The organism is Roseomonas sp. FDAARGOS_362, assembly GCF_002754815.1.
GTDB classification, from domain to species: Bacteria; Pseudomonadota; Alphaproteobacteria; order Acetobacterales; family Acetobacteraceae; genus Roseomonas; species Roseomonas mucosa.
Genome location: NZ_CP024588.1, coordinates 1,660,685 through 1,685,866, shown reverse-complemented (window position 1 = coordinate 1,685,866; position 25,182 = coordinate 1,660,685). Strand labels below are relative to the sequence as shown.

General features: G+C 71.9%; 22 protein-coding genes and 1 tRNA gene. 6 read left to right on the top strand and 17 right to left on the bottom strand.

What is annotated here, in order from left to right; all coding sequences use genetic code 11:
• Positions 1-76: 76 nt before the first annotated feature.
• Positions 77-1,588, top strand: coding sequence for a Ppx/GppA family phosphatase (locus CTJ15_RS12770; protein WP_058389860.1), 1,512 nt, complete (start codon positions 77-79; stop codon positions 1,586-1,588).
• 19 nt (positions 1,589-1,607) lie between these two features.
• Here CTJ15_RS12770 and CTJ15_RS12765 read toward each other — a convergent pair whose 3' ends face one another.
• Positions 1,608-2,366 (bottom strand): DUF1003 domain-containing protein, encoded by a 759-nt coding sequence (locus CTJ15_RS12765; protein WP_019461028.1) that lies wholly within the window; start codon positions 2,364-2,366, stop codon positions 1,608-1,610.
• 420 nt (positions 2,367-2,786) lie between these two features.
• Between CTJ15_RS12765 and CTJ15_RS12760 the strand changes: the two genes are divergently transcribed.
• Complete coding sequence (locus CTJ15_RS12760; protein ID WP_076969993.1) at positions 2,787-4,361, top strand: MDR family MFS transporter; 1,575 nt, start codon at positions 2,787-2,789, stop codon at positions 4,359-4,361.
• A 78-nt stretch (positions 4,362-4,439) separates the two neighbouring features.
• Here the strand turns inward: CTJ15_RS12760 and cysG are convergent, their stop codons facing one another.
• The 13 genes from cysG to CTJ15_RS12695 form a co-directional block, all read right to left on the bottom strand.
• Positions 4,440-5,753 carry a siroheme synthase CysG gene (cysG, locus tag CTJ15_RS12755; RefSeq protein ID WP_058389586.1) on the bottom strand — a complete coding sequence of 438 codons (1,314 nt, stop codon included), beginning with the start codon at positions 5,751-5,753 and terminating at the stop codon, positions 4,440-4,442.
• Entirely contained in the window at positions 5,753-8,389 is a 2,637-nt protein-coding gene (locus CTJ15_RS12750) for a molybdopterin-dependent oxidoreductase (protein ID WP_058389587.1), read from the bottom strand. The genes cysG and CTJ15_RS12750 overlap by 1 nt, the downstream gene beginning before the upstream one ends.
• Position 8,390: 1 nt before the next feature.
• Positions 8,391-10,016 (bottom strand): sulfite reductase subunit alpha, encoded by a 1,626-nt coding sequence (locus CTJ15_RS12745; RefSeq protein WP_058389588.1) that lies wholly within the window; start codon positions 10,014-10,016, stop codon positions 8,391-8,393.
• The gene (locus CTJ15_RS12740; RefSeq protein ID WP_058389589.1) at positions 10,013-11,740 is read right to left on the bottom strand and encodes a NirA family protein; all 1,728 of its coding nucleotides are present in this window, start codon (positions 11,738-11,740) and stop codon (positions 10,013-10,015) included. The genes CTJ15_RS12745 and CTJ15_RS12740 overlap by 4 nt, the downstream gene beginning before the upstream one ends.
• Positions 11,737-12,939, bottom strand: a complete 1,203-nt coding sequence (locus CTJ15_RS12735; RefSeq protein WP_058389590.1) for an NAD(P)/FAD-dependent oxidoreductase — start codon at positions 12,937-12,939, stop codon at positions 11,737-11,739. Before CTJ15_RS12735 ends, CTJ15_RS12740 begins: the two co-directional genes overlap by 4 nt.
• Positions 12,940-12,953: 14 nt before the next feature.
• Positions 12,954-13,841: an ABC transporter ATP-binding protein gene (locus CTJ15_RS12730; protein ID WP_099781592.1), complete on the bottom strand. Its 888-nt coding sequence runs from the start codon at positions 13,839-13,841 to the stop codon at positions 12,954-12,956.
• Positions 13,842-13,855: 14 nt separating this feature from the next.
• A complete protein-coding gene (gene ntrB / locus CTJ15_RS12725; RefSeq protein WP_019461036.1) occupies positions 13,856-14,728 on the bottom strand; it encodes a nitrate ABC transporter permease in 873 nt (290 codons plus the stop codon).
• Positions 14,729-14,733: 5 nt separating this feature from the next.
• Positions 14,734-15,993, bottom strand: a complete 1,260-nt coding sequence (locus tag CTJ15_RS12720) for a CmpA/NrtA family ABC transporter substrate-binding protein (RefSeq protein ID WP_058389591.1) — start codon at positions 15,991-15,993, stop codon at positions 14,734-14,736.
• Positions 15,990-17,087: a CmpA/NrtA family ABC transporter substrate-binding protein gene (locus tag CTJ15_RS12715; protein ID WP_171982278.1), complete on the bottom strand. Its 1,098-nt coding sequence runs from the start codon at positions 17,085-17,087 to the stop codon at positions 15,990-15,992. The genes CTJ15_RS12720 and CTJ15_RS12715 overlap by 4 nt, the downstream gene beginning before the upstream one ends.
• A 214-nt stretch (positions 17,088-17,301) precedes the next feature.
• Positions 17,302-17,856, bottom strand: coding sequence for an ANTAR domain-containing response regulator (locus CTJ15_RS12710; protein WP_226946156.1), 555 nt, complete (start codon positions 17,854-17,856; stop codon positions 17,302-17,304).
• A 134-nt stretch (positions 17,857-17,990) separates the two neighbouring features.
• Positions 17,991-18,356 (bottom strand): AzlD family protein, encoded by a 366-nt coding sequence (locus CTJ15_RS12705; RefSeq protein WP_019461040.1) that lies wholly within the window; start codon positions 18,354-18,356, stop codon positions 17,991-17,993.
• Positions 18,353-19,102, bottom strand: coding sequence for an AzlC family ABC transporter permease (locus CTJ15_RS12700; protein ID WP_226946126.1), 750 nt, complete (start codon positions 19,100-19,102; stop codon positions 18,353-18,355). The genes CTJ15_RS12705 and CTJ15_RS12700 overlap by 4 nt, the downstream gene beginning before the upstream one ends.
• Positions 19,103-19,109: 7 nt before the next feature.
• Positions 19,110-19,748: a RecX family transcriptional regulator gene (locus tag CTJ15_RS12695; RefSeq protein WP_079253240.1), complete on the bottom strand. Its 639-nt coding sequence runs from the start codon at positions 19,746-19,748 to the stop codon at positions 19,110-19,112.
• 212 nt (positions 19,749-19,960) lie between these two features.
• Here CTJ15_RS12695 and CTJ15_RS12690 point away from each other — a divergent pair, with 212 nt between their 5' ends.
• The 4 genes from CTJ15_RS12690 to argF all read left to right on the top strand — a co-directional run bounded on the left by CTJ15_RS12690 (position 19,961) and on the right by argF (position 23,591).
• Positions 19,961-20,617 carry a PRC-barrel domain-containing protein gene (locus tag CTJ15_RS12690; protein WP_058389594.1) on the top strand — a complete coding sequence of 219 codons (657 nt, stop codon included), beginning with the start codon at positions 19,961-19,963 and terminating at the stop codon, positions 20,615-20,617.
• A gap of 218 nt (positions 20,618-20,835) precedes the next feature.
• Entirely contained in the window at positions 20,836-21,183 is a 348-nt protein-coding gene (locus CTJ15_RS12685) for a hypothetical protein (protein ID WP_019461044.1), read from the top strand.
• A gap of 219 nt (positions 21,184-21,402) precedes the next feature.
• A complete protein-coding gene (locus tag CTJ15_RS12680) occupies positions 21,403-22,605 on the top strand; it encodes an aspartate aminotransferase family protein (protein WP_058389595.1) in 1,203 nt (400 codons plus the stop codon).
• Positions 22,606-22,637: 32 nt separating this feature from the next.
• A complete protein-coding gene (gene argF, locus CTJ15_RS12675; RefSeq protein ID WP_075822404.1) occupies positions 22,638-23,591 on the top strand; it encodes an ornithine carbamoyltransferase in 954 nt (317 codons plus the stop codon).
• Positions 23,592-23,634: 43 nt separating this feature from the next.
• Here the strand turns inward: argF and CTJ15_RS12670 are convergent, their stop codons facing one another.
• From CTJ15_RS12670 to CTJ15_RS12660, 3 genes are all read right to left on the bottom strand, one after another.
• On the bottom strand, positions 23,635-24,177 hold the full coding sequence (locus CTJ15_RS12670) for a hypothetical protein (RefSeq protein ID WP_019461047.1): 543 nt from the start codon (positions 24,175-24,177) through the stop codon (positions 23,635-23,637).
• A 153-nt stretch (positions 24,178-24,330) separates the two neighbouring features.
• A tRNA-Gly gene (locus CTJ15_RS12665) sits at positions 24,331-24,405 on the bottom strand.
• A gap of 71 nt (positions 24,406-24,476) precedes the next feature.
• Entirely contained in the window at positions 24,477-25,160 is a 684-nt protein-coding gene (locus CTJ15_RS12660) for a Fe2+-dependent dioxygenase (protein WP_058389596.1), read from the bottom strand.
• Positions 25,161-25,182 lie beyond the last annotated feature (22 nt).

The following is a 25,182-nucleotide window of genomic DNA, read 5'->3' as shown; positions in this document are numbered from 1 at the left end:
CACGCACCTGGACCGGCGGTTGCGGCGGCCAGGTGGTCGCGGCATGACGCCAGGGCAGGAAGTGAGAGAATTACCGATGGACGCAGCCGCTCAAGCCCTTCCAGCCGAAGCCGTCCCGCATCCGCCCCGCTGTGGCGTGGTGGATCTGGGCTCGAACTCCGTGCGACTGGTGGTCTTCGAGGGGCGGGGCCGCAACCCGGTGCCGATCTTCAACGAGAAGGCGGTGCTGGGACTGGGGCGGGGCCTGGAGACCACGCGGCGCCTGAACGAGACGGCGGTGGAACAGGCGCTGACCGTGCTGGAGCGCTACCATGCCGTGGCCCGGGCCATGGCGGCCGATCCGCTGGAGATCCTGGCCACCGCGGCGATGCGCGATGCCGAGAACGGCCCGGCCTTCGCCGCCGCGCTGCGCGAGCGCATGCCGGGCGTGCCGATCACCGTGTTGAGCGGGGAGGGCGAGGCGACCCTTTCCGCCGAGGGCGTGCTGCTGGGCTTCCCCGAGGCCGACGGCATCCTGGGCGATATCGGCGGCGGATCGCTGGAGGTGGTGGACCTCAGGCACGGACGGGTCGGCGATTCCGCCAGCCTGCCGCTCGGGGTCATCCGCCTCGCGGAACGGGCCGGGGGGGACATGACCCAGGCGCGGGCCATCGCCGAGGCCGAACTGGCCCGGGTGCCTTGGCTGGTGAACGGCAAGGGGCGGGACCTGTATCTCGTGGGTGGCGCGTGGCGGGCGATCGCCAAGGTGCACATGGTCGAGGCCAACTATCCCCTGTCCATCGTGCACCATTATGTCCTGACGCGGGAGGAGGCGCGGAACCTCTGCGGCATGCTGATCGGCGCCAAGAAATCGGCGATCGAGAAGGTGCCCGGCGTTCCGGCCAAGCGCGCCGGGGACCTGCCCTTCGCCGCCGTGGCGCTGCGCCGCCTGCTGCGCGCGACCGGGGCCGACCGCGTGGTCTTCAGCGCCAACGGGCTGCGGGAGGGCTGGTATGCACGCCACATCGCCCCTGCGGTGCGGGGCGAGGACCCGCTGCTGGCCGCGAGCTATGAGATGGCGGCTCGGTTCGGGCGCGACGAGAGCCTGCCGCCGGCGCTGTTCGACTGGACCTCGCCGCTCTTCCCGGAGGAGACCGCCTATGACCGTGCCCTGCGGCTGGCGGCCTGCTGGCTCTCCGATACGGGCAGCCACGACCACCCGGACTACCGCGCGGAACAGTCCTTCCTGCGCGTCCTGCGCCAGCCCGGCGTGGGGCTGGACCATCATGCCCGGGCCTTCCTCGCCCTGGCCGTGGCGCTGCGCTACGAGGCGAGCCCCCCCGCCGCGACCCTGGCGCCGGCGCGGGTGCTGATGGGGGCGGCCGAGATGCGCCGGGCGGAGCTGCTCGGCGCCGCCCTGCGGCTGGCCTATACGCTGTCCGGCGGGACGCTGGCGCTGCTGAACGCCGCGGCGCTGTCCGTGGCGGACGGAACCCTGCGCCTGACGCTGCGGGAGCACAGCGGGCTCTTCGCCGGCGAAGGGGCGCAGCGGCGGCTGGAGCTGCTGGCCGGGATGCTGAACCTGAAGGCCGAGATCAGGCTCGGCTGAGCCGGGCGGCGCCCCAGGTTCAGCCGCGCGGGCGGCGCTCCTGCATGATCTCCAGCTGGAGCTGCTGGATCTCCGCGAGCCTCTCCCATTGCCGCATCAGCAGGTGGTCGAGCTTCTCGTGCAGGTTGCGCACCTCGAGCTCGACCTTCAGGTTCACGGCATAGTCGTTGAGCGCCCGGGCACGGTCCTTCGCCTCCTGCCGGCGCTGGCTCATCATGATGACCGGCGCCTGGATCGCGGCCAGGCAGGACAGGACCAAGTTGAGCAGGATGAAGGGATAGGGATCGAAGGAGCCCTCGCCTCTCCAGAGGTTGTAGGCCATCCAGACCATGAGCACGATCGCGAAGCTCAGCAGGAAGGACCAGGAGCCGCCGAAAGTGGCCATGATGTCCGCCAGCCGCTCGCCCAGGCTGCGGTGCTCGTCGTAGTCGTCGTCGGTGTTGGCGGCGAGGGTGGAGGAGGTGGCGAGGCTCTGCGCCACCTTGTGCTCCAGCTCCCCCAGCTCGCCGCGCTCCTGTTCCAGCATCTCCTCGACGCGGGCGGCGCGCAGCCGGGCCACCTCGCCGCGCGAGATCAGCGATTCCTCGGTCAGCCCCGGGTACTTCTGCATGAAGCGTTCCGCCAGGGAGGGACGGAGCAGGGTCAGCGGCACCAGATCCTTGCGCGAGAGCACGCGGCCGGTGATGGCGCAGACCCCTTTCCTGGGCGGCGGGCCCGCCGATGCGCCGTCACGCGGCGGATGGGCGAGAGCGGGATCTTCGGCGGTGTCGTCGGACATGGGGCCGTTCCAGTGGATGGTTCTTCCGCAATGCGGCAAGTCCCGATTCTCAGGGAACGGTCCCGGTGGGCAATGGAGGAAGCGGCCGGTGGCCTCGTCCTGCCCGCAAGGCAGGCATGCGGAGCCTTGACCGTGACATAGGGCCGCCTCCAGAAGGAAACCTGGCCGGCGCGGGGCGGATGCCAGGACTGGCGCCTCATCCCCCCGACCGAATTGCGGCATCTGCGATGGCGCTCGCGCCCCGGCGCCCGGAGGCATTCCCGTTCCGCCCCGCCTGGCTCCTCATGGGAGCCGGCCTCGGGGGGAGGGTGTCACGGGAGCGTGCCCTGGACGAAGCGGCGGCCGCGCACACCTGTCCTCGTGGCCGCGGCCCGGTGGGCGGCGGGGGCCGGGTGGATGGGAAGGGAACAGGAAGCGTTCATGTCGCCGAACAACACGCCGGAAGCGCCGATGGCGGCCCCCCTGGTTTCCTCGAACCGCCATCTGCGCCTGACCATCGCCGGCGCCATGCTGACCATGATCCTGGCGGCGCTGGACCAGAACATCGTCAACACCGCACTGCCGCGCATCGTGGCCGACCTCGGCGGGGCCTCGCACCTGTCCTGGGTGGTGACGGCCTTCCTGCTCACCTCCACGGCCACCACGCCGCTCTACGGCAAGCTCAGCGACATGTATGGGCGGAAGCGGCTCTTCTACCTCGCCATCACCATCTTCCTGGCCGGCTCCGTGCTTTGCGGTCTGGCGCAGGACATGCTGCAGCTGATCCTCTTCCGCGCCTTGCAGGGGCTCGGGGCGGGCGGGCTGATGACCCTGGCGCAGACTGTCGTCGGCGATGTGGTGGCGCCGCGCGACCGCGGCCGCTACCAGGGGCTCTTCACCGGCGTCTTCGCCGTCAGCTCCGTCGCCGGGCCGCTGGTGGGCGGCGTGCTGACCGAGGCGCTGTCCTGGCGCTGGGTCTTCTACGTCAACCTGCCCGTGGGCGCGGCGGCGCTGGCGATGATCGCGATCGGCCTGCGCCACCCTTCCGCGCTGAAGCGCCGGCAGATCGACTATCCCGGCGCTGCGTTGCTCGCCGCCGGCACCACGGCGCTGCTCCTCCTGCTGAGCTGGGCGGGCACCCTTTTCGCCTGGGCTTCCATGCCCATCCTCTGGCTGGGCATCGCCGCCCTCGGCTTCTTCGTGGCCTTCGTCCTGTGGGAGCGGCGGGCGCCGGAGCCGATCATCGGGCTGCACCTCTTCCGCGAGCGCGTCTATGTCTCCGGCGTGGTGGCCTCTGCCATGCTGGTCTTCGCCATGATGGGCACGACCGTCTTCCTGCCGCTCTACTTCCAGCTCGTGCTCGGCATGACGCCGACCCAGGCCGGGCTGATGATGCTGCCGCAGGTGGCGGGCATGATCTTCTCCTCGATCCTCGGCGGCCGGCTGGTTTCCGCCACCGGGCGCTACAAGCCCTTTCTGATCGCCGGCGTCGGCGCCGAGGCCCTCGGGCTTTGCGGCCTCGCCATCCTGGCGCGCCTCGCCGCGCCCTTCTGGGCCTTCGAGCTTTGCATGCTGGTCCTCGGCCTCGGCATGGGCGTGGCCATGCCGAACATCACCACCTCGGTGCAGAATGCGGTCAACCCGCGCGAGCTGGGCGTCGCCACCTCCTCCATGTCCTTCCTGCGTTCCCTGGGCGGGGCGCTGGGCGTGGCGCTGTCCGGCGCGCTGATGATGGCCTGGCTGAACAGCATCCTGGCCGAGACCGTGCGGGGCCTCGACGTACAGGCCTTGCTGGAACACGGCGTGCGCGCGCTGGAAGGGCTGGGTGCCGACGAACAGAACCTCGTCGCCTCGGCCTATCGCGGCGCCATCGCCATGAGCTTCACCATGAGCGGCGTGGTGATGTGCTGCGCCTTCCTCCTCGTGCTGACCCTGCCCGCCCTGGCGCTGCGCAAGGCGCACGAAGGCCCGGCCCCCGGTGCCCCGAGGGCGCCGGCGCGGCAGGCGGCGGAATAGGCCCGGCAGCGCGGCTCCCGCCCCCGCCAGGGAAGGAGCGGCGCCGGCAGCGGCACGCTGGCGGCGGAATCCCCTGGCTTACGGGCCGCCGCCCTGTCCGACGCGGCGGGACACCGCCGCGCCGATGATCAGCAGGGCGGGGCCGCCCTGGCTCCAGCCCGAGCCTTGCGCCGCCAGTTCCGGCAGGGTGCCGGTCAGGACGCGCTGGCCGTCCCGCCCGCCATTCTCGATCAGCGCCGCCGGGGTGGCGGGGTCCAGCCCCGCGCCCAGCAGCCCGTCGCGGATGCGGGGCAGGGTGACGACGCCCATGTAGATCGCCAGCGTATGGCCGGGCCGGGCCAGGGCGGCGAAGTCCAGCCCGACATCGCCGTTGCGGGTATGGCCGGTGGCGAGCACCAGGGCCTGGGCGCAGTCGCGATGGGTGAGGGGAATGCCCGCTCCGGCGGCGCAGGCCAGGGCGGCGGTGATGCCGGGCACGGTGGCATGGGGGATGCCGGCGGCGTCCAGCGCCTCCGCCTCCTCCCCGCCACGGCCGAAGACGAAGGGGTCGCCGCCCTTCAGCCGCACGACGCGCTTGCCCTCGCGGGCGAGGGAGACCAGCAGCTCGTTGATCCGGTCCTGCGGCACGCAGTGGTTGGAGCGGGCCTTGCCGACGAAGATGCGCCGCGCGTCCCGCCGGGCGAGGTCCAGCACCTCCTCCGGCACCAGCCGGTCATGCACGATGACATCGGCCTCGCCCAGCACGCGCAGGGCGCGCAGGGTCAGCAGATCGGCGGCCCCCGGGCCGGCGCCGACGAGGTGCACGAAGCCGCGGGGGGCGGTATCCGCCCGGTCCAGCGTGGCGGCGATGGCGGTCTCGGCCTCCGCCGTGTGGCCGGCCAGGGCGAGGTCGGCCTCCGGCCCGGCCAGCACGCGTTCCCAGAAACGGCGGCGGGCGCCGGTCTCGGGCAGGGCGCGGCGGGCACGTTCCTTGAAGCGTTCGGCCAAGGCGCCGAGCCGGGCGAGGCCGGGCGGCAGCACCGTCTCGATCCGCTGGCGCAGCAGGCGCGCCAGCACGGGCGCCGCGCCGCCGGTGGAGATGCCGATCGTCACCGGGTCGCGGTCCACGATGGCGCCGGTGATGAAGGAGCAGAGTTCCGGCCGGTCCACCACGTTGACCGGCAGGCCCCGGGCGCGGGCGGCCTCGGACAGGGCGCGCAGATCCTCCTCCGGCGCCCCGGCGGCGAAGGCGGCGGCGCAGCCTTCGAGCAGGCCGGGGTGGAAGCGCGCCGCCCTGCGGAACTCGGCCCCGGCGGCATGGGCAAGGGCCGCCTTGGCCTCCAGCGCCTCGCCTTCCCCGAGCAGCAGGACCAGCCGGCCGCGAAGATCGAGAAAGGCAGGGAAGTGACGCATCAGGCGGGTTCCGGAACAGGACTCTCCGCGGCCGGGGCTTCCGCCTGGACACGGGCGAGCAGCGCGGCGATCTCGGGGCGGCAGGCGCCGCAATTGGTGCCGGCGCGCGTGGCCTCGCCGATCGCCGCGACACTGCAGGCCCCGGCGCGGATCGCCCCGCATATAGCGTCCTCCCGCACGCCATGACAGACGCAGATGGTGGGGGAGGGCGGCGGCCCGCCCACCGGGCGCCCGGCGAGCAGGGCGGCGCGGCGGCTTTCCGGCACGCCGCCGGTGAGCAGCGAGGCCAGCCAGTCGCGCGGCGGCAGCGCCGGTTCCGGCGCCACGGCGATGGCGGCGGCGAGGCGGTCGCCATCCAGCAGCACGGCGCGGTGCAGCCCGGCGGCGGTGTCCTCCAGCAGCATCCATTCCCCCTCCGGCAGCAGGGCACGGAGCCGGGCGAAGGCCTCGGCGGGGGTTTCCCGTCCGGCCAGCTCGTGCCGCCAGCCGCCCTCGACGGGCGACACGGCGCACCAGGGGGCGAGATCGGTGCCGTAGTTTTGCTGCGCGATCAGGAAGCCGTGCCAGCCTGCCGCGAAGGGGCGGGCGCGGAAGGGGACGTGCTTCAGCTCGGGCTGGCCGCTCACCGGGTCCGGCGTGCCGCCCATGCTGGCATTGACCCGCGCCGCCGGGGCGAAGCGCGCCGTCCAGTGCATCGGCACGAAGCCGCAGCCGGGCTGCATCCCCGGGTCCAGCTTCAGCCGCAGCACTGCCTTGCCGTGCGGGCTTTCCACCTGCACCAGGCTGCCCTCCGGAGCGGGTGCGTCACCGGGGTTCAGGGTCAGCAGCGGCTCCGGCGCCTGGGCCATCAGGCGCGGCACGGCGCCGGTGCGGGTCATGGTGTGCCACTGGTCGCGCAGCCGCCCGGTCATCAGGCGCAGCGGGAATTCCCCGGTGACGCTCTCGGCGGGCGCACGGAAGGGGGTGGCCACGAAGCGCAGCCGGTGGGCCTGCTGGTCCTCCGTGCCGAGCAGCCGCGCGGGGGCGGGGCCGTCCGCCGGGCAGGGCCAGCGGGTCGGAGGCATGGCGTCGTAGCCGGCGTCGTCCAGTGCGGCGAGGGCGGAGATGTCGAAGCGGCGCGTGCCCTTGTTGCCCAGGCCGGACAGGGTGGCGTGCTCGCGGAAGATGTCGGCCGGGCCGTTCCAGGCGAAGCCGCCATGGCCCAGGCGCTTCGCCACCTCGGCCAGGATCCACCAGTCCTGCCGCGCCTCGCCGGGCGGGGGCAGGAAGCGGCGCTGGCGGCTGATGACGCGCTCGCTGTTGGTGACGGTGCCATCCTTCTCGCCCCAGGACAGGGCCGGCAGACGCACATGCGCCATGTCCAGCGTCTCGGCGCGCCAGGAATTCTCCGACACGACCAGGAAGGGCGCCTTGCGCAGCGCGGCGCGCACCGCGTCGCCGCGCGGCAGGGAGACGGCGGGATTGGTGCCCATGACCCAGAGCGCGCCGATGCGCCCGGCCGCCAGCGCGCCGAAGAGGTCCACCGCCTTGAGGCCCGGCTTTTCCGGCAGGGCGGGCGCGCGCCAGTAGTCGCGCAGCAGGGCGACATCTTCCGGCCGGTCCTGGCGCAGATGCGCGGCGAGCATGGTGGACAGCGCCCCGACCTCCCGCCCGCCCATGGCGTTGGGCTGGCCGGTGATGCTGAAGGGCCCCATGCCCGGCGCGCCGATACGGCCGGTGAGGAGATGGCAGTTGATCAGCGCGTTGGCCTTGTCGGTGCCGGCGCTGGACTGGTTCACGCCCTGGCTCCAGAGCGTCACCACCTTCGGATGCCGCGCGAAGAGGCTGCAGAAGGCCTGGATCAGCGACGGGGCGAGGCCGGTCAGGGCCGGCGCCTCCGCCGCCACCGCGCGCGCCGCTTGCAGGGTCGGTTCCAGCCCCTCGGTGCGGCTGGCGAGGAAAGCCGCATCGGCGAAGCCGTTGTCGTGGAGATGGACCAGCAGCGCGGCGAAGAGCGCGACATCGCTGCCGGGGCGCAGAGGCAGGTGCAGCGTGGCGCCCTCGCAGCTCGCGGTGCGGCGCGGGTCGAGCACGATCAGCTTCATCTCCGGCCGCGCGGCGCGGGCGGCGGCCAGGCGCTGGTAGAGCACCGGGTGGCACCAGGCGAGGTTGCTGCCGACCAGCACGACGAGATCGGCCAGCTCCAGGTCCTCGTAGATGCCGGGGACGAGGTCCTCGCCGAAGGCGCGCGTATGGGCGGCCACGGCGCTGGCCATGCAGAGGCGCGAGTTGCTGTCTATGTTCGCCGTGCCCAGCGCCGCCTTCGCGAGCTTGTTGGCGGCGTAATAGTCCTCGGTCAGCAACTGCCCGGAGACATAGAGCGCCGTGCCCTCCGGCCCGTGGCTGGCCAGGGCGCGGCGGAAGCCTTCCGCCACCGTGTCCAGCGCGGCGTCCCAGGAGGCGCGCCGGCCGTTGACCTCGGGGTGCAGAAGCCGGTCCGCGAGGCCGGTCGTCTCGGCCAGGGCGGAGCCCTTGGAGCAGAGCCGCCCGCCGCTCGCCGGATGCGCCGCGTCGCCCGCGACCGGGCCGCCATCCGGCCTTGCCAGCACGCCGCAGCCGACGCCGCAATAGGGGCAGGTGGTACGGACGGTCTCCATCTCAGTACACGTCCCGCAGGTAGCGACCCTGGCGCGCCAGGGCGACGATCCAGTCGCGCGCCGCATCGGCATCCATGCCGCCCTGCGACATGGCGATCCCGCGCAGCGCGGTGTCCACGTCCTTGGCCATGCGCGCGGCATCGCCGCAGATGTAGAAGCGGCCGCCATCCTGCAGCCAGCGCCAGAGATCGGCGGCTTCCTCCTTCATGCGGTCCTGGACATAGACCTTCCGCTTCTGGTCGCGCGACCAGGCGAGGGAGAGCCGTTCCAGCGTGCCGTCCCGCTGCCAGGCCTCGATCTCCTCGCGGAAAAGGAAGTCGCTCGCCTCGTGCTGGTCGCCGAAGAAGAGCCAGGTGCGGCCCCTGATGCCCTGCGCGGCGCGGTGCTGCAGGAAGGCGCGGAAGGGCGCGATGCCGGTGCCGGGGCCGCACATGATCACGGGCACGGCGGGGTCTTCCGGCAGGCGGAAATGGCTTTCCTGCATATGCGCCGGCAGCGGCACGCATTCGGGCAGGACGCGTTCGATGTCGTGTGGCTCGGCATGGGCGCCGCCTTCGGCAAGCGGCAGGGCGCGGAAGCCCAGATGCGCCGAGGCCACGCCGTCGCGCACCCGCCCGCGACGCGGCGCGCGCACCACGCTGACGCAGAGCTCGACACGCCCCGGCACGGCGAGCGGCGAGGAGGCGATGGAATAGAGCCGCGGCTTGAGCCCCGGCAGCGAGGCGGCAAGGTCGGCCAGCGGTGGGCGGGCGGAGGGGAAGTGCTCCAGCAGGTCCAGCAGGTCGGCATCGGCGGGCTCGGCGCCGTCCTCGCCCTCCGCCAGCCGGCGCAGCGCGGCGGCCTCGCCCGGTTCCTTCGCCGCGCCGGCCAGAAGGTCCAGCGTGCGGTCCAGCGGGCGGGCGATGGCGAGGTGCAGCGAGAAGGCCTCGCGCAGCGGGCGGCTCTCGCCATCCGGGCAGGGCACGGCTTCCTCGCCCGTGGCGCCGAGCGCGGCGATGCTGGCTTCGACAACCGCCGGATCGTTGGGCGCCAGCAGGCCGAGGCTGTCGCCGGGCAGGTAGTGCAGCCCGCTGCCCTCCAGCTCCAGCACGACGTTGCGTACGTCTTTGGCCGAGCTCGCGCCGGTGAGGCGGCGGGCACCGCGCAGGCGAACCGGCACCAGCGCCGGCCCCTTCGCCTTCGGCGTGGCTTTCGGCGCGGCGGCGGGGGCCTCGGCCAGCAGCGCCTTCAGCATCTTCTGCGTCGCCTTGCCGCCGGGCACGCAAAGGCCGAGCGAGGCTTCCTCCCCCTTGGCCAGCGCCTCGGCATAGGTCTGGCAGACATAGCCGCACTGGCCGCAATCGAGCTGCGCCATGGCCGCCATCAGGCGGCGCGGCTGCGGCCTGCCCTCGGCGAGCTTCAGCCGCTCATCCATCCCCAGCGCCGGGTCGTGCCAGGGGAAGTCCTCCTCCTCCTGCGGCGCGGGCTGGGACATGTTCTCCGCCGCTCCGCCATAGAGGCCGGCGAGGAAGCCGTTCAGCCAGGCGCGCTGGACGGGGCTGAAGGGGGCGCTGTCGGGGATCAGCGGCACCGGGGCGGGCTGGCCGAAGCTTTGGGGAGCCGAGGCCTGGGGGACCAGCGCGTTCATGCGACGCTCTCCGGATGGGGGGCCTCGGCGATGGCGCGCAGCGCGCCCTCGTCATGCCGGGCGGCGAAGTCGTGGAAGGAGGCCTCGGGGTCTTCCTCGGCCCAGGCGCGCAGCAGGTTCAGCACCATCGGGCCGAGCTCGTCATGCGCGACCTTGGGGCGCACCAGCCGGCCGATGCGCTGCTGCGACCCGGCGCCGCCGCCGACATGCAGGTCATAGCCCTCGACCTCCTCCTCGCCGCGCTCCACCTTGGCGCCGATCAGGCCGATATCGCCGATATAGTGCTGGGCGCAGGAATTGTGGCAGCCGGTGAGATGGATGTTCACCGGCTGCGGCACGGCGATGCGCGCATCGAGATAGTCGGTCAGCGCCGCGCCGTGCTGCTTGGTGTGCGCGGCCGCGAACTTGCACCCTGCCGCGCCGGTGCAGGCGACGAGGCCGCCGCGGATATGGCTCGCCTCCCAGCCCAGGCCCAGCGCCACGATCTCCGCCTGTACCTGCGGCATGGCCTCGCGCGGGATGTCGATGATCAGGATGTTCTGCCAGGGTGTCAGGCGCAGGTTGCCGGAACCGTGCCGGTCGGCGATCGCGGCGATGCCGCGCATGCGCTCCGCCGTCACGCGCGCCATGGGCAGGGTCAGGCCGATATACTGCAGCCCTTCCTGCTTCTGGTCATGCACGCCGAGATGGCCGTGCTTCTCCTGCGCGGAGAAGTCCACGCTGTTCTCCGCCCGGCGCAGCGGCGCGCCGAGCTGCTTCTCGACCTCCGCGATGAACCTGTCGAAGCCCCAGGCGTCGAGCACGTATTTCAGCCGCGCCTTCCTGCGGTCCGTGCGGTCGCCGTTGGCGATGAAGACGCGCAGGATGGCGTCGGACACCTTCACCGCATCGCCCGGCGGCAGCACCACGCCCGTATCCCGGGCGAAGTCCTTGTGCCCCGTGATACCGCCCAGCGCGAGGCGGAACAGCGCCTCCCCCTCCACCCGGACGGCGGTGAAGGCGACGTCGGCCGTGTCCTCCAGTACCGGGATGCGGCCGCCGCCGTCGAAGGAGATGTTGAACTTGCGCGGCAGGCCGAACAGGTCGCGCGTGTGCAGGATGTGGAAGTGCAGCGCCCGCACCACCGGCCGCACGTCGATGATCTCGTGCGGGTCGATCCCCGCCGTCGGAGTGGCGGAGATGTTGCGGATGTTGTCCGCCCCCGTGCCCTTGGGCAGGATGCCGATCTCGCCCAGCCGCTCGATCACCTCCGGCCCCTTGTCCGCCGGGATCATGCGGATCTGCAGGTTGCAGCGGTTGGTGACGTCGGTGTAGCCGCCGCCGCATTCCTCGGCGATGGCGGCGATGCCGCGGAACTGGTGCGTGGTGATGATGCCGCCGGGGATGCGCAGCCGGCACATGAAGGCATCCTGCGTCGGCCCGACAAAGAACAGCCCGTGCCAGCGGGTCAGCAGGTTGTCCACGCCATGTGGGAACCTGCCCTGTTCCGCGCGGGCCACGACCTCGTCCCAGCGGTCCAGCGGATGCTTCTCGCGCTTGGCCTTCTCCTCGGCCGTCAGCTTGCCGCCCCGGGCGATGGTGGCGTCCTGCGCCGCGCGCATCGCATCGGCGGGCGCGCCGCCGGCAGCGCCACCGGCGGGGGCGAGGCTGCCGCGCCGGGCCTCGACGCCCGCCATGAAGCCCTTGAGGTAGTTCTGCTGCTCGTCGGTGAAGGCCTGGTTCATGCGGCGCGCTCCAGATGGTCCGGCCCCAGGGCGAGCCCGGCGCGGTCAGGGCCCACCGGACGGCCGCTGACGATGAGGTCGAGATAGAAGGAGGAATCCCCGGCATCGCCGTAGAGCACGGCGCCGACGAGGCGGCCGTCGCGCAGCCAGAGGCGGCGGAAATGGCCGGAGGCGGGGTCGTGGAAGGTGACCGCCTCGGCATCCGGCGGGGCGACCTGCCCGCCCGACCAGACCGCGACGCCGGAGATCTTCAGCGCCGCCGCGTCGGGGCGGGGCGCATAGGCGCCGGCCTCCCCGGCGATGGCGGCGGCGGCGGTCTCGGCCATGGCCAGCGCCGGGGCGACGAGGCCGACCACGGCGCCGTTGTGCTCGGCGCATTCGCCGACGGCGTAGATCGCAGGGTCCGCCGTCCGCATCGCGTCATCCACCAGGATGGCGCGGTTGACCGGCAGGCCTGCGGCGGCGGCGAGCGAGGAGTCGGGCCGCACGCCGACCGCCAGCACCACGATCTCGGCGGGGACCACGCCGCCATCGGCGAGGCGCACGCCACTGGCATGGTCCTCGCCCTCGATCGCGGCGGTGGAGGCGGGCATGGCGAAGCCGATGCCGCCCCGGCGCAGCCAGCCGGTCAGCAGCCCGCCCGCCGTGGCGTCAAGCTGCCGCTCCATCGGCCAGCCCAGCGGATGCACCACCGTGACCTTCAGCCCCTGCTTCGCCAGGCAGTCGGCGGCCTCCAGCCCCAGCAACCCGCCGCCGATCACCGCGGCTTGGCGGGCGCCGCCACGGGCGAGGCGCAGCAGGGCCTGCACGTCGTCCATGGTGCGGTAGAGGAAGACGCCGGGCAGGTTGGCGCCGGGAAGTGGCAGGCGCACGGCGCGCGAGCCGGTGGCCAGGATCAGCCGGTCATAGCCGATGCGCTCGCCCTTCTCCGTCACCACCTCCCGCGTCGCGCGGTCGATGGTGGCGATGCGCGTGCCGGGGCGGAAGCGGATGCCGAGCTCGCGCAGCCGCGCCGGCGGGTGGGTGATCAGCGCCGCCGGCCCGTCCTTGCCCGACAGCACCCGGCCCAGCGCCACGCGGTCATAGGGCAGGGCGCGTTCCTCGCCGATCAGCGTCACCCCGGCGCCGGGCAGGCGCTGCGCCACCCGTTCCGCCACCCGTGCCCCCGCCGGTCCGGCCCCGATCACGACGATCCGCATCGCCCCGGCTTCCCTCAATGCGCGGCCGGGAGGGAGTGGCGCTCGTGCAGGAAGCGCAGCACCGCCTCGCGGGCATGGAGGAACTTCGGATCGGAGGCGAGCGCCAGCCGGTCGCGCGGGCGCGGCAGGCCCACCTCCAGGATCTCGCCCACCTGGGCATTCGGCCCGTTGGTCAGCATCACGATGCGGTCGGACAGCAGCACGGCCTCGTCCACGTCATGGGTGATCATCATCACCGTGGTGCCGAGCCGGGCATGGATGTCCATCACCTGGTCCTGCAGATGCGCGCGGGTCAGCGCGTCCAGCGCGCCGAAGGGCTCGTCCAGCAGCAGCACGGAGGGCTTCATCGACAGCGCCCGGGCGATGCCGATGCGCTGCTTCATGCCGCCGGAGATCTCGGCCGGGCGCCGGTCCTTCGCATGGGTCATGCGGACCAGCTCGATATTCTCCATGGTCCATTCGTGCCGCGCGGCGCGCGACATCTTCCGGCCCACGGTGCGGTCCACGGCGAGGCGGACATTCTCGTAGCAGGTGAGCCAGGGCAGCAGGCTGTGGTTCTGGAACACCACGGCGCGGTCGGGCCCGGGCTGGTTGACCTCGCGGCCCTCCAGCACCACGCCGCCCAGCGATGCGGGCAGCAGCCCCGCCACCACGTTCAGCAGCGTGGACTTGCCGCAGCCGGAATGGCCGATCACCGAGATGTACTCGCCCTTCGCGATGCGCAGGTCCACGTTGCTCAGCACCGGGATGTTGGTGCCGAAACGGATCGAGAGGCGGGTGATCTCGAGGAAGGCGGGGCCCTGCGTGGCCGGAGGCGCCGCCTGCGCCGGGGCCGCTGTCTGGCCCTGGTTCTGCCCTTGGGTCTGCCCCTGGGTCTGCCCCTGGGCCTGGATGCTGGTCATGTCGGTCGCTTCCTTCAGGCCGAGGCGGTGCCGCGGGTGACGAGGCGGCCGATCAGGGCGACGAGGCGGTCGAGCAGGAAGCCGACCACGCCGACATAGACCAGCGCCACGATGATGTCGGAGAGGTTGGAGGAGTTCCAGGCATCCCAGATGAAGAAGCCGATGCCGACGCCGCCGATCAGCATCTCCGCCGCGATGATGGCGAGCCAGGAAAGGCCGACGCCGATGCGCAGGCCGGTGAAGATGTAGGGCGCGGCGGAGGGGATCACGATGCGCAGGAACCAGTCGGGCAGGCTCATCCGCAGCACCTTGGCGACGTTGCGGTAGTCCTGCGGCACGTTGCGCACGCCGACGGCGGTGTTGATGATGATCGGCCAGACCGAGGTGATGAAGATCACGAAGATCGCCGAGGGCTGCGCCTCGCGGAAGGCGGCGAGGGAGAGCGGCAGCCAGGCCAGCGGCGGCACGGTGCGCAGCACCTGGAAGAGCGGGTCGAGGCCGCGCATGGCGAAGTCCGAGGTGCCGATCAGCATCCCCGTGGCGATGCCTACCACCACCGCGATGGAGAAGCCCATGGCGACGCGGGAGAGCGAGGCGGCGAGGTGCCAGAACAGGCCCTTGTCCAACCCGCCACGGTCGAAGAAGGGATCGACGATCAGGTCGTAGCTGTCCGTCCAGACCTTGCTGGGCGCGGGGAGCGTGGCATCCGGGCGGGAGCAGAGCACCTGCCAGACCAGGCCCAGCACCAGCAGCACGAGCAGCGGCGGCAGGACGTTCTGCGCGACATGGCGGACCTTCAGCGCCAGGGCGGAGGGCTGGCGGAACTCGGGCGGTGCGGTGGTGGAGCCACCGGCGGGCACGCCCTTGACGGGGGTGACGGCGTTCATCGGGCTCAGGCTCCAGCCAGCTTCTTGATGGAAAGGGAGTCGAGATAGGCGCGCGGATTGGCGGGATCGAAGCGCTTGCCGTCGAAGAAGGTCTCGACGCCACGGCTGTCGCCCTGCGGCACCTCGGCATCCGGCACGCCCGCGCGGGCGGCGGCGGCGCGCCAGACATCGGCGCGGTTCACCTGCGCCACCAGCGCCCGGGTGTCGGTGTTCTCCGGCAGCACGCCCCAGCGGATGTCCTCGGTGAGGAACCACAGGTCGTGGCTGGCGAAGGGGAAGGAGGCGTTGTCGCGCCAGAACTTCATCAGCAGCGGCGAGCTCTCGACCTTCCGCCCGTCGCCATAGTCGATGTTGCCGCGCGAACGCTCCAGGATGTCGGCGACCGGCACGTTGAACCAGGCGCGCTTGCCGATGATGGCGCACATCTCCGCCTTGTTGGCGTCGGCGTCGCACCAGCGCTGCGCCTCGATGACGGCGGCGGTCAGCGCCTCGGCGGCCTTCGGGTTCGCCTTCACCCAGTCCGCGCGCAGGGCAAAGGCCTTCTCCGGGTGGTCCTTCCACAGCTCGCCGGTGACGGCGGCGGTGTAGCCAAGCTTCTGGTTCACCGTCTGCGCCGGCCAGGGCTCGCCGACGCAGAAGGCATCCATGGTGCCGACCTTCATGTTCGCCACCATCTGCGGCGGCGGCACGACGATGGTCTGCGCGTCCTTCTCCGGATCGATGCCGGCGGCGGCGAGCCAGTAGCGGAGCCACAGGTCGTGCGTGCCGCCGCGGAAGGTCATGGCCACCTTGCTGTCCGGCGTCAGCACGGATTTCAGCGGGGCGGCGTCGATGGTGGCGCCCTTGTGCTTCGCGGCGACGGAGAGGCCCTGGCCGTTCACGTTCAGCCGCGCCAGGATGTTCATCGCCAGCGGCTGGCTGTTCTGCGTGATCCTGCCAGCCTGCAGCAGATAGGCCATCGGCGTCAGCAGATGCGCGCCGTCGATGCCGCCGGCCCCGCCGCCGAGCACAAGGTTGTCACGCGTGGCGCCCCAGGAGGCCTGCTTCACCACCTCGACATCCGCCATGCCGTATTTGGCGAAGAGGCCCTTCTCCTTCGCCACGATCAGCGGCGCGGAGTCCGTGAGAGCGATGTAGCCGAGCGTGGCCTTGGTCACCTCGGGCGCGGTCGAGCCCTGGGCGAAGGCACCGCGCGGCGTGGCGGCGCGGGCGGCGGCGAAAAGGGCGGCAGTGGCCGAAAGGGCGGCGCGGCGGGAGATCGTCATGCCTGGGGCTCCGGGCGAGAAAGGGCAGGTTCGGGTTCGGAGAGACGGGCGGCGGCCTCGCGCCACAGGCCGTCGTCATAGGGGGCGAGGGCCCCGGCCTCCCCGGCACCGGCGGGCAGGTGCCCCCAGCGCCGCATCTGGCGCAGCCACCAGCGCGCGCTGTCGGCGCGCGGCAGGGTGGCGGGGCGGAAGCGCAGCCGTGCTTCCTCGGGGAGCAGGCGGCCATCCGGGAGCGCGCCCTCCAGGGCGAGGCCGATCGTTTCCTTCGCGAGGCCGGGGAAGGCCCGGGCGCGCAGGATGGCGATGGCCTCGCCGCGGTTCGCGGGATCGTCCAGCCAGCGCGCGGCGGCGATCACGGCGGCGGTGCAGGCCACGGATTCCTCGCGCCGCATGGCGACGAATTCCTCGGAGAAGGCCAGCATCTTCTCCGGATGACCGGCCCAGATCTCGCCGCTGCTCAGCACGATGCGGCCGGCACCGCGTGCCGCCGCCTCGCTGCCCCAGGGCTCGCCGGCGCAGAAGCCGTCGATCTCCCCGGTCGCCAGCGCATCGCCGGCCCGGGAGGGCGGCAGCACGCAGAGGTGCAGGTCCCGGTCCGGGTTGAGCCCGCCCAGCGCCACCCAGTGGCGCAGCAGGTAGTTGTGCGAGGAGAAGGGGAAGACCACGGCGAGGCGCGGCGGCGCGGGCAGCGCGCGCACCAGCGCGGCGAAGCCCTGCGGCGTCAGCGGCAGAGCCGGGTCGAGCCGCGCGGCAAGGGCGCCGGACAGGACCAGCCGGTTGCCGTTCAGGCCGAGTCCGGCGCCGATCGCCAGCCGATGCCGCACGCCGCCCAGACCGCAGGCCAGGGCGATGGGCATCGGCCCGAGCAGGTGGGCCGCGTCCAGCCCGCCGAAGGCGATCTTGTCGCGCACCGCGGCCCAGGCTGTCTCGGCGGAAAGCACGACCCGCAGCCCGGCGGCGGCGAACATGCCCAGTTCCTGAGCCACCAGCAGCGGCGCGGCGTCGGTCAGCGGCACGAAGCCCAGCCGGAGCAGGCCGGAGCCCAGTTCGCTCAGCAGCACGGGACGGGGAGGGGCGAGGGTTGCGGCAGACACGCGGATCGGGTCCGGACCCCTGGCGGGGATGGCTGGCGATCCGCCCTTGGACCGCTGTCTCGATCCGGGTTCGCTTGCCGCGCGCATCCTTGAGCGCGGCCCCGGTGGGAATGCTTAAATCATAGCCCTGGAGCGAAGGTCAAAACGAAAAGGATTTTAACAAGGGCATTTTTTTACGACCTTGGGCAAATATGCGCACTAGAAAAGCATTTGACTATGAAAGTGTCAGAATTTCTGCTGCCAGATCGATCAGCCTGATCCGCCTCTCCATCGCCATCCGCCGCAGGCGCTTGTAGGCCTCCGGCTCGCTCAGCTTTGCCTGTTGCATCAGGCGCAGCTTGGCGGCGTCGATCAGCTTGCGTTCTGCGAGGCTGGCCCGCGCCTCCTCCAACTCCCGCCGCAGGGCCTGGTGCGCGCGGAAACGCAGGATGGCGACCTCGATGACCGGGCGGACGCGCTCCGGCGACAGGCCCTCCACCACATAGGCAGCCACCCCGGCCTCCAGTGCCGCCTGGATCTGGTCGGTGTCGCCACGTGCGGCGAAGACCACCACCGGGCGCGGCTCGTCCCGGTGCAGCGCGCCCATGCTTTCCAGCGCATCGCGCGAGGGGTCGTCGAGCGCGCAAACGATGACGTCGGCGCCGCTCTCCCGCACGCGGCGGGTGAGCTGCGTCGCATCCGGCGCCACCGCGACCACCGTGCAGCCGGCGGCGGTCAGCCCGGCGCTGACCGTGGCCGCGCGGTCCTCTTCGTCATCCACCAGCAGCACGCGCAAGCGGGGCTCCTGCTTATCCCGGCTGTGCCGTTCCAGTTATTGTGCGCTGCAACGACAAGCAAGGAAGGTGCCGCGCCCCGACCCAGGCAGGCGGCGCAGCCCGTGCCGCGAAGCGAGGCGGGGTTGGGTCAGGAACCCAGGAAACTGGCGCCGAAAGCGGCACCCTGCTCCACCAACGCGGCGGCCTCCCGCGCCAGTGCCACGCCCAGCACACCGGCCGGGATGGAAAGGGCGAGCTGCCGCGTCCGCCATTGCACCAGCACCGCCAGCGCCGCGCCACCCAGGCCGGCGGGCCCCTGCAGCCAGAGCGCGGGCGCGACATAGGCGACGAACAGCGGGCCGGGCAGTTCCCGCAGCATGGTTTCCACGAAGGGCGGCAGGCGGAAGGCCTGGCGCAGGATATGGCCACCGATCCGGCACAGGAAGGTGACCAGGCCCATGCCCAGCACGGCGATCAGCACGTCGCCGCGCAGCAGCCAGGGGGAGTGGGTCATGGCGCGGCCCCGGGCTGGATGTTCCGGCGGCGCGTGGCCAGCCAGGCGGCCAGGAACGCCCCGCCCAGGGCGCCGGACAGCAGCGGCAAGGGCGTCGGCATGCCGAGCAGGAAGAGGCCCAGCGACAGGATGGCGGCCAGCAGCCAGGGCAGCAGGTCTCGCCCGAAGCCGCGCCAGAGCGGCACCAGCAGCGAGATGAAGGCGGAAACGGAGGCGAAGTAGAGCGCATGGCCGGGCGGCAGCACCACGGCGCTGCCCAGCATGTGCCCGCCCACGCAGAAGACGATCCAGCCGACCCAGGTGACGAGGCCGAGGCCGAGCAGAAAGCCCGCATCGACCCGCCCCGCCCGCTCCTCGGTGACGGAGAAGGCCAGGGCATGGTCGGTGACGGTCGCCAACGTGCCCCAGACGCGCCAGCCGCGCAGCCGCACGAACCAGTGCGACAGGGAGGCCGTGATCGGCAGGAAGCGCAGGTTCACCACCAGCGCCGCCACGATGGTCGCCACCACCGGCACCGGATCGGCCCAGAGCTCCAGCGCCAGGAGCTGCGAGGCGCCGGCGAAGACCGTGGCGCCCATCAGCCCGGTTTCCAGCAGCGACAGGCCGTGCGCCTGGGAGATCACGCCGATCACCATGGCGAAGGGCAGGTAGCCGATCAGCAGCGGCAGGGCGGTGCGGGCCCCACGGCGGAGGCCCTCGCGGGTGAAGGGCTCGCGGGGCGATGCGGGGCCCGTCGGTTCCGTCATGCCCATCTCAGTCGCGGCGCGCGGCGAGGAGGCGTTCGGTGGCCTCCTCGGGGGAAAGGTCCAGGGCGCGCTCGGCGATGTCGCGGGGGAAGCCGGCCCGGGCCAGGGCGCCCAGCGCCTTCAGCCGCGCCGCCTCGTCCGCCGGCTCCTCCGCCGCGCCGGGGGCGAAGGGGCCCTGCCGGCGGCGGCGCAGATGCGCCAGGGCGGCGTCGAGCTCGTCGGTGGCGCTGTCCTCCAGCGCCGCGCCCGCGGTTTCCGCCGCCACGCCCTTGCCCGCCAGATGCGCCGCCACGGCGCGGCGGGAACGTCCTGCCCGGCTCAGCCGCCGGACCCGGGCCGCGGCAAAGGCGGCATCGTCCACCGCGCCGGCGGAGACCATGTCACGCGCCGCTTGCGCCGCCTTTTCCCGCGCCGCCGCGACATGTCGGGCGATCTCCTCCGACGGCTGGCCCTCGCGCTCCGCGCGCTGCGCCCAGCGGGCGATGCGCCGTTGCAGCACGCGGACGAGGTTGCTTTCCGTGCTGGCGAAACGGGCCAGGTGGTTCAGCGCGGCCTCCCGCAGCGAGGCCGCGTCCGGCGCCGCGCCCGCCGGAATCTCGCGCGGGCGCCGCGGGGCCTGCGGCGGCCCAACCGCGCTTCCTCCCATGTCCCGTGCCTTCCGGCCGGGCCTTTGCCGATCACCTTGCGCCACGGCGGCATAGTGGCACGGAAGCCGGGTGCGGCCTATCGCACCCGTTCCACGCCCGGCGCGGCGGCGACGTGTTTTCGCGCATGGCGCGCATGAACGATTCGCAACCGTGGCCGGGCAGGGCGCGTTCCAGCGGGCATCGGAGAACCCCAGTCCCGGAGAGAAGAACGATGCGTAAGAACCTCCTCGGCATGACCGCCGTGGCCGCGATGCTGGCCCTGCCGGTGATGGCGCAGAACACCTCCACGCCGCGCGATGGCACGCCGGGCAATCCTTCCTCCACCGCCACGCAGCGGGCAGCGGATTCCGCGACCGGCAGCCACACCCCCGCCGACGGCACGCCCGGCAATCCGCCCGGCACGGCCCTGGGCCGCGCGACGGACCGCGCGCTGGGCACGAACATGACCGGTGCCTATCCGCAGAACAGCGATGGCACGGCCAACAACCCGCCCGGCACCGCGGCCGGCCGCGCCGCTGACCGCGCGACCAGCGACACGGGCAACAATGCCGCCCGCAGCGGCACCATGGGCATGACCCATGCCGCCCAGTCCGACCGGGCGAGCAAGGTGATCGGTGCCAATGTCTACAACGACCGCAACGAGACCATCGGGTCGGTGGATGACCTGCTGATCGGCAACGGGGGGGCGCCGACGGCGATCCTGTCCGTGGGTGGCTTCCTGGGCATCGGTGCCAAGCTGGTCAGCGTTCCCTTCGACCAGCTGCGCTGGAGCGGCGAGAACGATCGCTGGGTGCTGAACGGCGTGACCAAGGAGAGCCTGACCGCCCTGCCGTCCTTCAGCTACGACGCCACCCGCAATCGCGGCTGAGCCGTGATCCTGGCCGGGGCCGCTCCTCGCGGGCGGTGCCGGCGACGGATGCTTCGAACGGCCCGGATGCCCTCGCATCCGGGCCGTTTCCCTGTTCGCCCGTCCGGCCTTCTTTCCTCATGCCGCCCTGGCATCTCTGCGTGGAACCCTCCTCCGTGAGCAACGTTGCGGTCATGTCCCCCGTTCGGGGGCAAGAACAGATCAGGAGTTCCTCAGGGATGATCCATCGCCCGATGCTACGCGGCCTCATCGCCTTCACCGCACTGGCTGGACTGGCGGCCTGCGATCATGGGCCCGGCAACCGGGGCAACCCGCCTGGGACCGCGGCCGAACGGGCGCTGGACCGTGCCGCGGGAACGAACACCTCGGGTGCCTATCCGGCGCAGTCCGACGGCACGCGCGTGAACCCGCCGGGCACGGCGGCGGAACGGACGCTGGACCGCGCCGCGGGGACCGATGTCTCAGGCGCCTATCCGCGCCAGCGTGACTGCACGGCCAACAACCCGCCGGGCACCGCGGTCAGCCGCGCGCTCAACACCACCGATCCGAACGACTGCCGCCGCTGAGAAGCTGCGGGTCCCGGGGCCATGCCTCCGGGACAGCGAAGGGGAGCTGGCATGCCGGCACCCCCTTTTCATGCCCTGTAGGGGTGGGGAGCGAATTTTTCGCGGCCACCGGCCGGTCCACGCTTTGACCGTCTTTTGCCTTTGCGGCATGGTCTTGACTCCCCGTCCGGCTGCGGCCGTCGCACCGGGCCGGGAGTCGATTTCTGGATGAACCGACACGTGATCCCCGCCTTGATGCCGACCTACAACCGCGCCGACCTCGCTTTCGAGCGGGGCGAGGGCGCTTGGCTGTGGACGGCGGACGGGCGACGATTCCTCGATTTCGGCGCCGGCATCGCCACCACCAGCCTCGGTCACGCGCATCCGCACCTCACGGCCGCCATCGCCGAGCAGGTCGGCAAGGTGATGCACGTCTCCAACCTCTACCGCGTGCCGCAGGCCGAGCGCCTGGCACAGCGGCTGGTGGAGAGTTCCTTCGCCGACAGCGTCTTCTTCTGCAATTCGGGCGCCGAGGCGAACGAGGGCATGATCAAGGCGGTGCGCAAGCACTATGCCGAGACCGGGCGCCCCGAGCGTTTCCGCATGATCTGCTTCGAGGGCGCCTTCCACGGCCGCACCCTGGCCACGCTCTCGGCCACGGGCAACCCGAAATACCTGGCAGGCTTCGGCCCGCCGGTGGAGGGCTTCGACCACGTCCCCTTCGGCAACATGAACGCCGTGCGCGACGCCATCGGGCCGAACACCGCCGGCATCATGATCGAGCCGATCCAGGGCGAGGGCGGCGTTCGCCCCGCCGACCTGCGCTTCCTGCGCGAGCTGCGCGCCGTTTGCGACGAATACGGCCTGCTGCTGGCGCTGGACGAGGTGCAGACGGGCATGGGCCGCTCCGGCAAGCTCTGGGCGCACCAGTGGGCCGGGATCGAGCCGGACGTGATGTCCTCGGCCAAGGGCATCGGCGGCGGCTTTCCGCTCGGCGCCGTGCTGGCGCGGGAGCATGTGGCCAAGTACCTCGTGCCCGGCACTCATGGCACGACCTATGGCGGCAACCCGCTGGCCTGCACCGCCGGCAATGCCGTGCTGGACGTGATCCTCGAACCGGGCTTCCTGGACGGGGTGGACCGCGTGGCGCGCCATCTCTGGCGTGGGCTGCAGGACCTCGCCGCGCGGCACCCGCGCGTGGCGATCGGCGTGCAGGGCGCCGGGCTGCTGATGGGCCTGCGGCTGCGCGAGGACCTCTCCAACACCGCCATGCAGGCCATGGCGGTGGAGGAAGGCCTCCTCACCGTCGCGGCCGGGATGAACGTGCTGCGCCTGGCGCCGCCGCTGATCATCACCGAGGCCGAGGCCGACGAGGCGCTGCGCCGCCTCGACCGCGCCGCGGCCCGCATGGAGCCGGCCCGGGACAGGGCAGCAGCCCAATGAGTGCCGCGCTCAAGTCCGTGCCGGGATCGGCAATGTCATCGGCATCCGGGCTGGTGCCGGGGGAGGGGAAACCCTCCCTCCGGCATTTCCTGGATCTCTCGGATCATGATTCCCCGACGCTGCGGCACATGCTGGATCTCGGCATGCGCTGCAAGCGCGGCGAGATGGCGGACAGGCCGCTGGCCGGCAAGACCGTTGCGCTGATCTTCGAGAAGCCTTCCACCCGCACCCGCGTTTCCTTCGAGGTCGGCATCCGTCAGCTCGGCGGCGACGTGGTGGTGCTGAGCGGAAAGGACAGCCAGCTCGGACGCGGCGAAAGCCCGGCCGACACGGCCCGCGTCCTGTCCCGATACGTGGATGCCATCATGCTCCGCACGGATTCCGCCGGGAAGCTGTGCGAACTGGTGGAGCACGCCACGGTGCCGGTGATCAACGGCCTCACCGACCTGTCGCATCCCTGCCAGATCATGGCGGATGTGATGACCTTCGAGGAGCATCGCGGCCCCATCGCGGGTCAGGTCGTGGCCTGGACCGGCGACGGCAACAACGTCGCCCGTTCCTTCATCCAGGCCGCGGCGCGCTTCGACTTCACGCTGCGCGTCGCCACGCCGCCGGAGCTCTCGCCCCCGGCGCAACTGGTGGACTGGGCCCGGGCCGAGGGTGCGCGGATCGAGGTGACGGACGATGCCGTGGCTGCCGTGCGCGGCGCGCGTTGCGTGGTGACGGATACCTGGGTCAGCATGTCGGACGAGGAGGACGGCACCGCCGCCCGCCGCCAGAACCTGCTGGCGCCCTACCAGCTCAACACCCAGTTGCTGCGCCACGCGGCGCCGGATGCGATCGTCATGCACTGCCTGCCGGCCCATCGTGGCGAGGAGATCACCGACGAGGTGATCGACGGCCCGCAATCCGTGGTCTTCGATGAGGCCGAGAACCGGTTGCATGCCCAGAAGGGCGTGCTGCTCTGGGCCCTGGGCGCCGGCTGAGAAGCGGGGAGGGCGCCGTCTGGCGCCCCCCCCCGCGAACGCTCTACCGCCCCACCGTGGGCATCCGCGCCACCGCATCCGGATCGATCACCGGGGCCGGGGGCGCCGTCTCGACGGGTGTCGGCGGCGCGGGCGGCTGCGAGAAGGCGGAGGCATTGGTCTGCTGGCTGACCGGCAGCATGCTCGATTGCGGCCGCCGCATGCAGCCCCGGATAATGGGCTCGCAGATGCCGTCCTCGCCGATCCCGCGGTCGGTGTCGCCGCTGTAGAAAAGGGCGGCGACCTTGTTGTCCACCAGCCGGAAATTGGCCGTGCAGTTCCAGCCGCTGCCGTTGATCGTGTAGCCGCCGCCGATGATCGGCAGCGTCACCTCGATGCCGCCCGAGGATGGGTTCCTGAGGATGTAGCTGAAGATCTGCGTGCGCGCGTCGATCTTGCTGGTCTTGTCAGGCACCCCCGCGCAGGACTGCAGATCGGCCGAGGTCATGCCCACCATGTTGATCTGCGCCTGATGCGCCGTGTCGGCGGCCTCATAGCCGCAGCTCGCGAGGGCCAGCAGGCTGGAGAGGATGAGGGGATGCCGCATGGATGCTCCTGTCCGGGTCGCATCATTGAACGCATGCTGCGTTGCGGCGAAAGGCCGGGGGCGGCTCCCTCACGGCTTTCTGAGGCTGCCGGCAGCGTAACGGTCCTGCCGGATCCGCTGGGAACGGTCACCACTGATGCCGGGAAGGGGGGGTGGAGCGGGCGATGGGAATCGAACCCACGACATTCAGCTTGGGAAGCTGACGTTCTACCTCTGAACTACGCCCGCAGCCGAGGTGCGGGCTCTTCTACCCCGGCCACGCGAGACCGGCAAGAGACCCCGCACATGCCCCACGGAGGTCACATCTCCGCCCAGCGCCGCAGGAGGTTGTGGTAGCTCGCCGTCATAGCCAGCACGCCGGGGTGGTCGTCGGGCAGGGAGCGGCGGAGCTCGATGATCCCCATGTCCAGGTCATAGAGATGGGCGCGCTGGCCATCGTCCTTGACCATGGACTGGCTCCAGAAGAAGCAGCCCCAGCGCGAGCCCCGGGTGATCTCCGTCACGCTGTGCAGGCTGGTGGCCGGATAGACCACCATGTCGCCCGCCGGCAGCTTCACGCGCTGTTCGCCATAGGTGTCCCGCACCACCAGCTCGCCCCCTTCATATTCCTCCGGCGGGGTCAGGAAGATGGTGGAGGAGACGTCGGTGCGGATGCGCATCCCCGCCCCGGGCACGAGGCGCACGGAATTGTCCACATGCGCGCCGAAGGTCATGCCGACATCGTACCGGTTGAACATCGGCGGATAGACCCGCAGCGGCAGGGCGGCGGTGGAGAAGAGCTGGTTCCGGCCCAGCGCCCGCAGGACCAGGTCGCCCAGTTCCCGCGCCACCGGGGAACCTTCCGGGATCTGCAGGTTCTTCTTCACCAGGGCCGACTGCGCCCCGGCGGTGGTCCGCCCATCCTCCCAGGCCGCGTCTTCCAGCCTCTGGCGGGCATAGGCGACCTCCTCGGGCGTCAGGACATGGGGAATGCGCACGAGCATCGGAGATCCACTCCATCCTTGG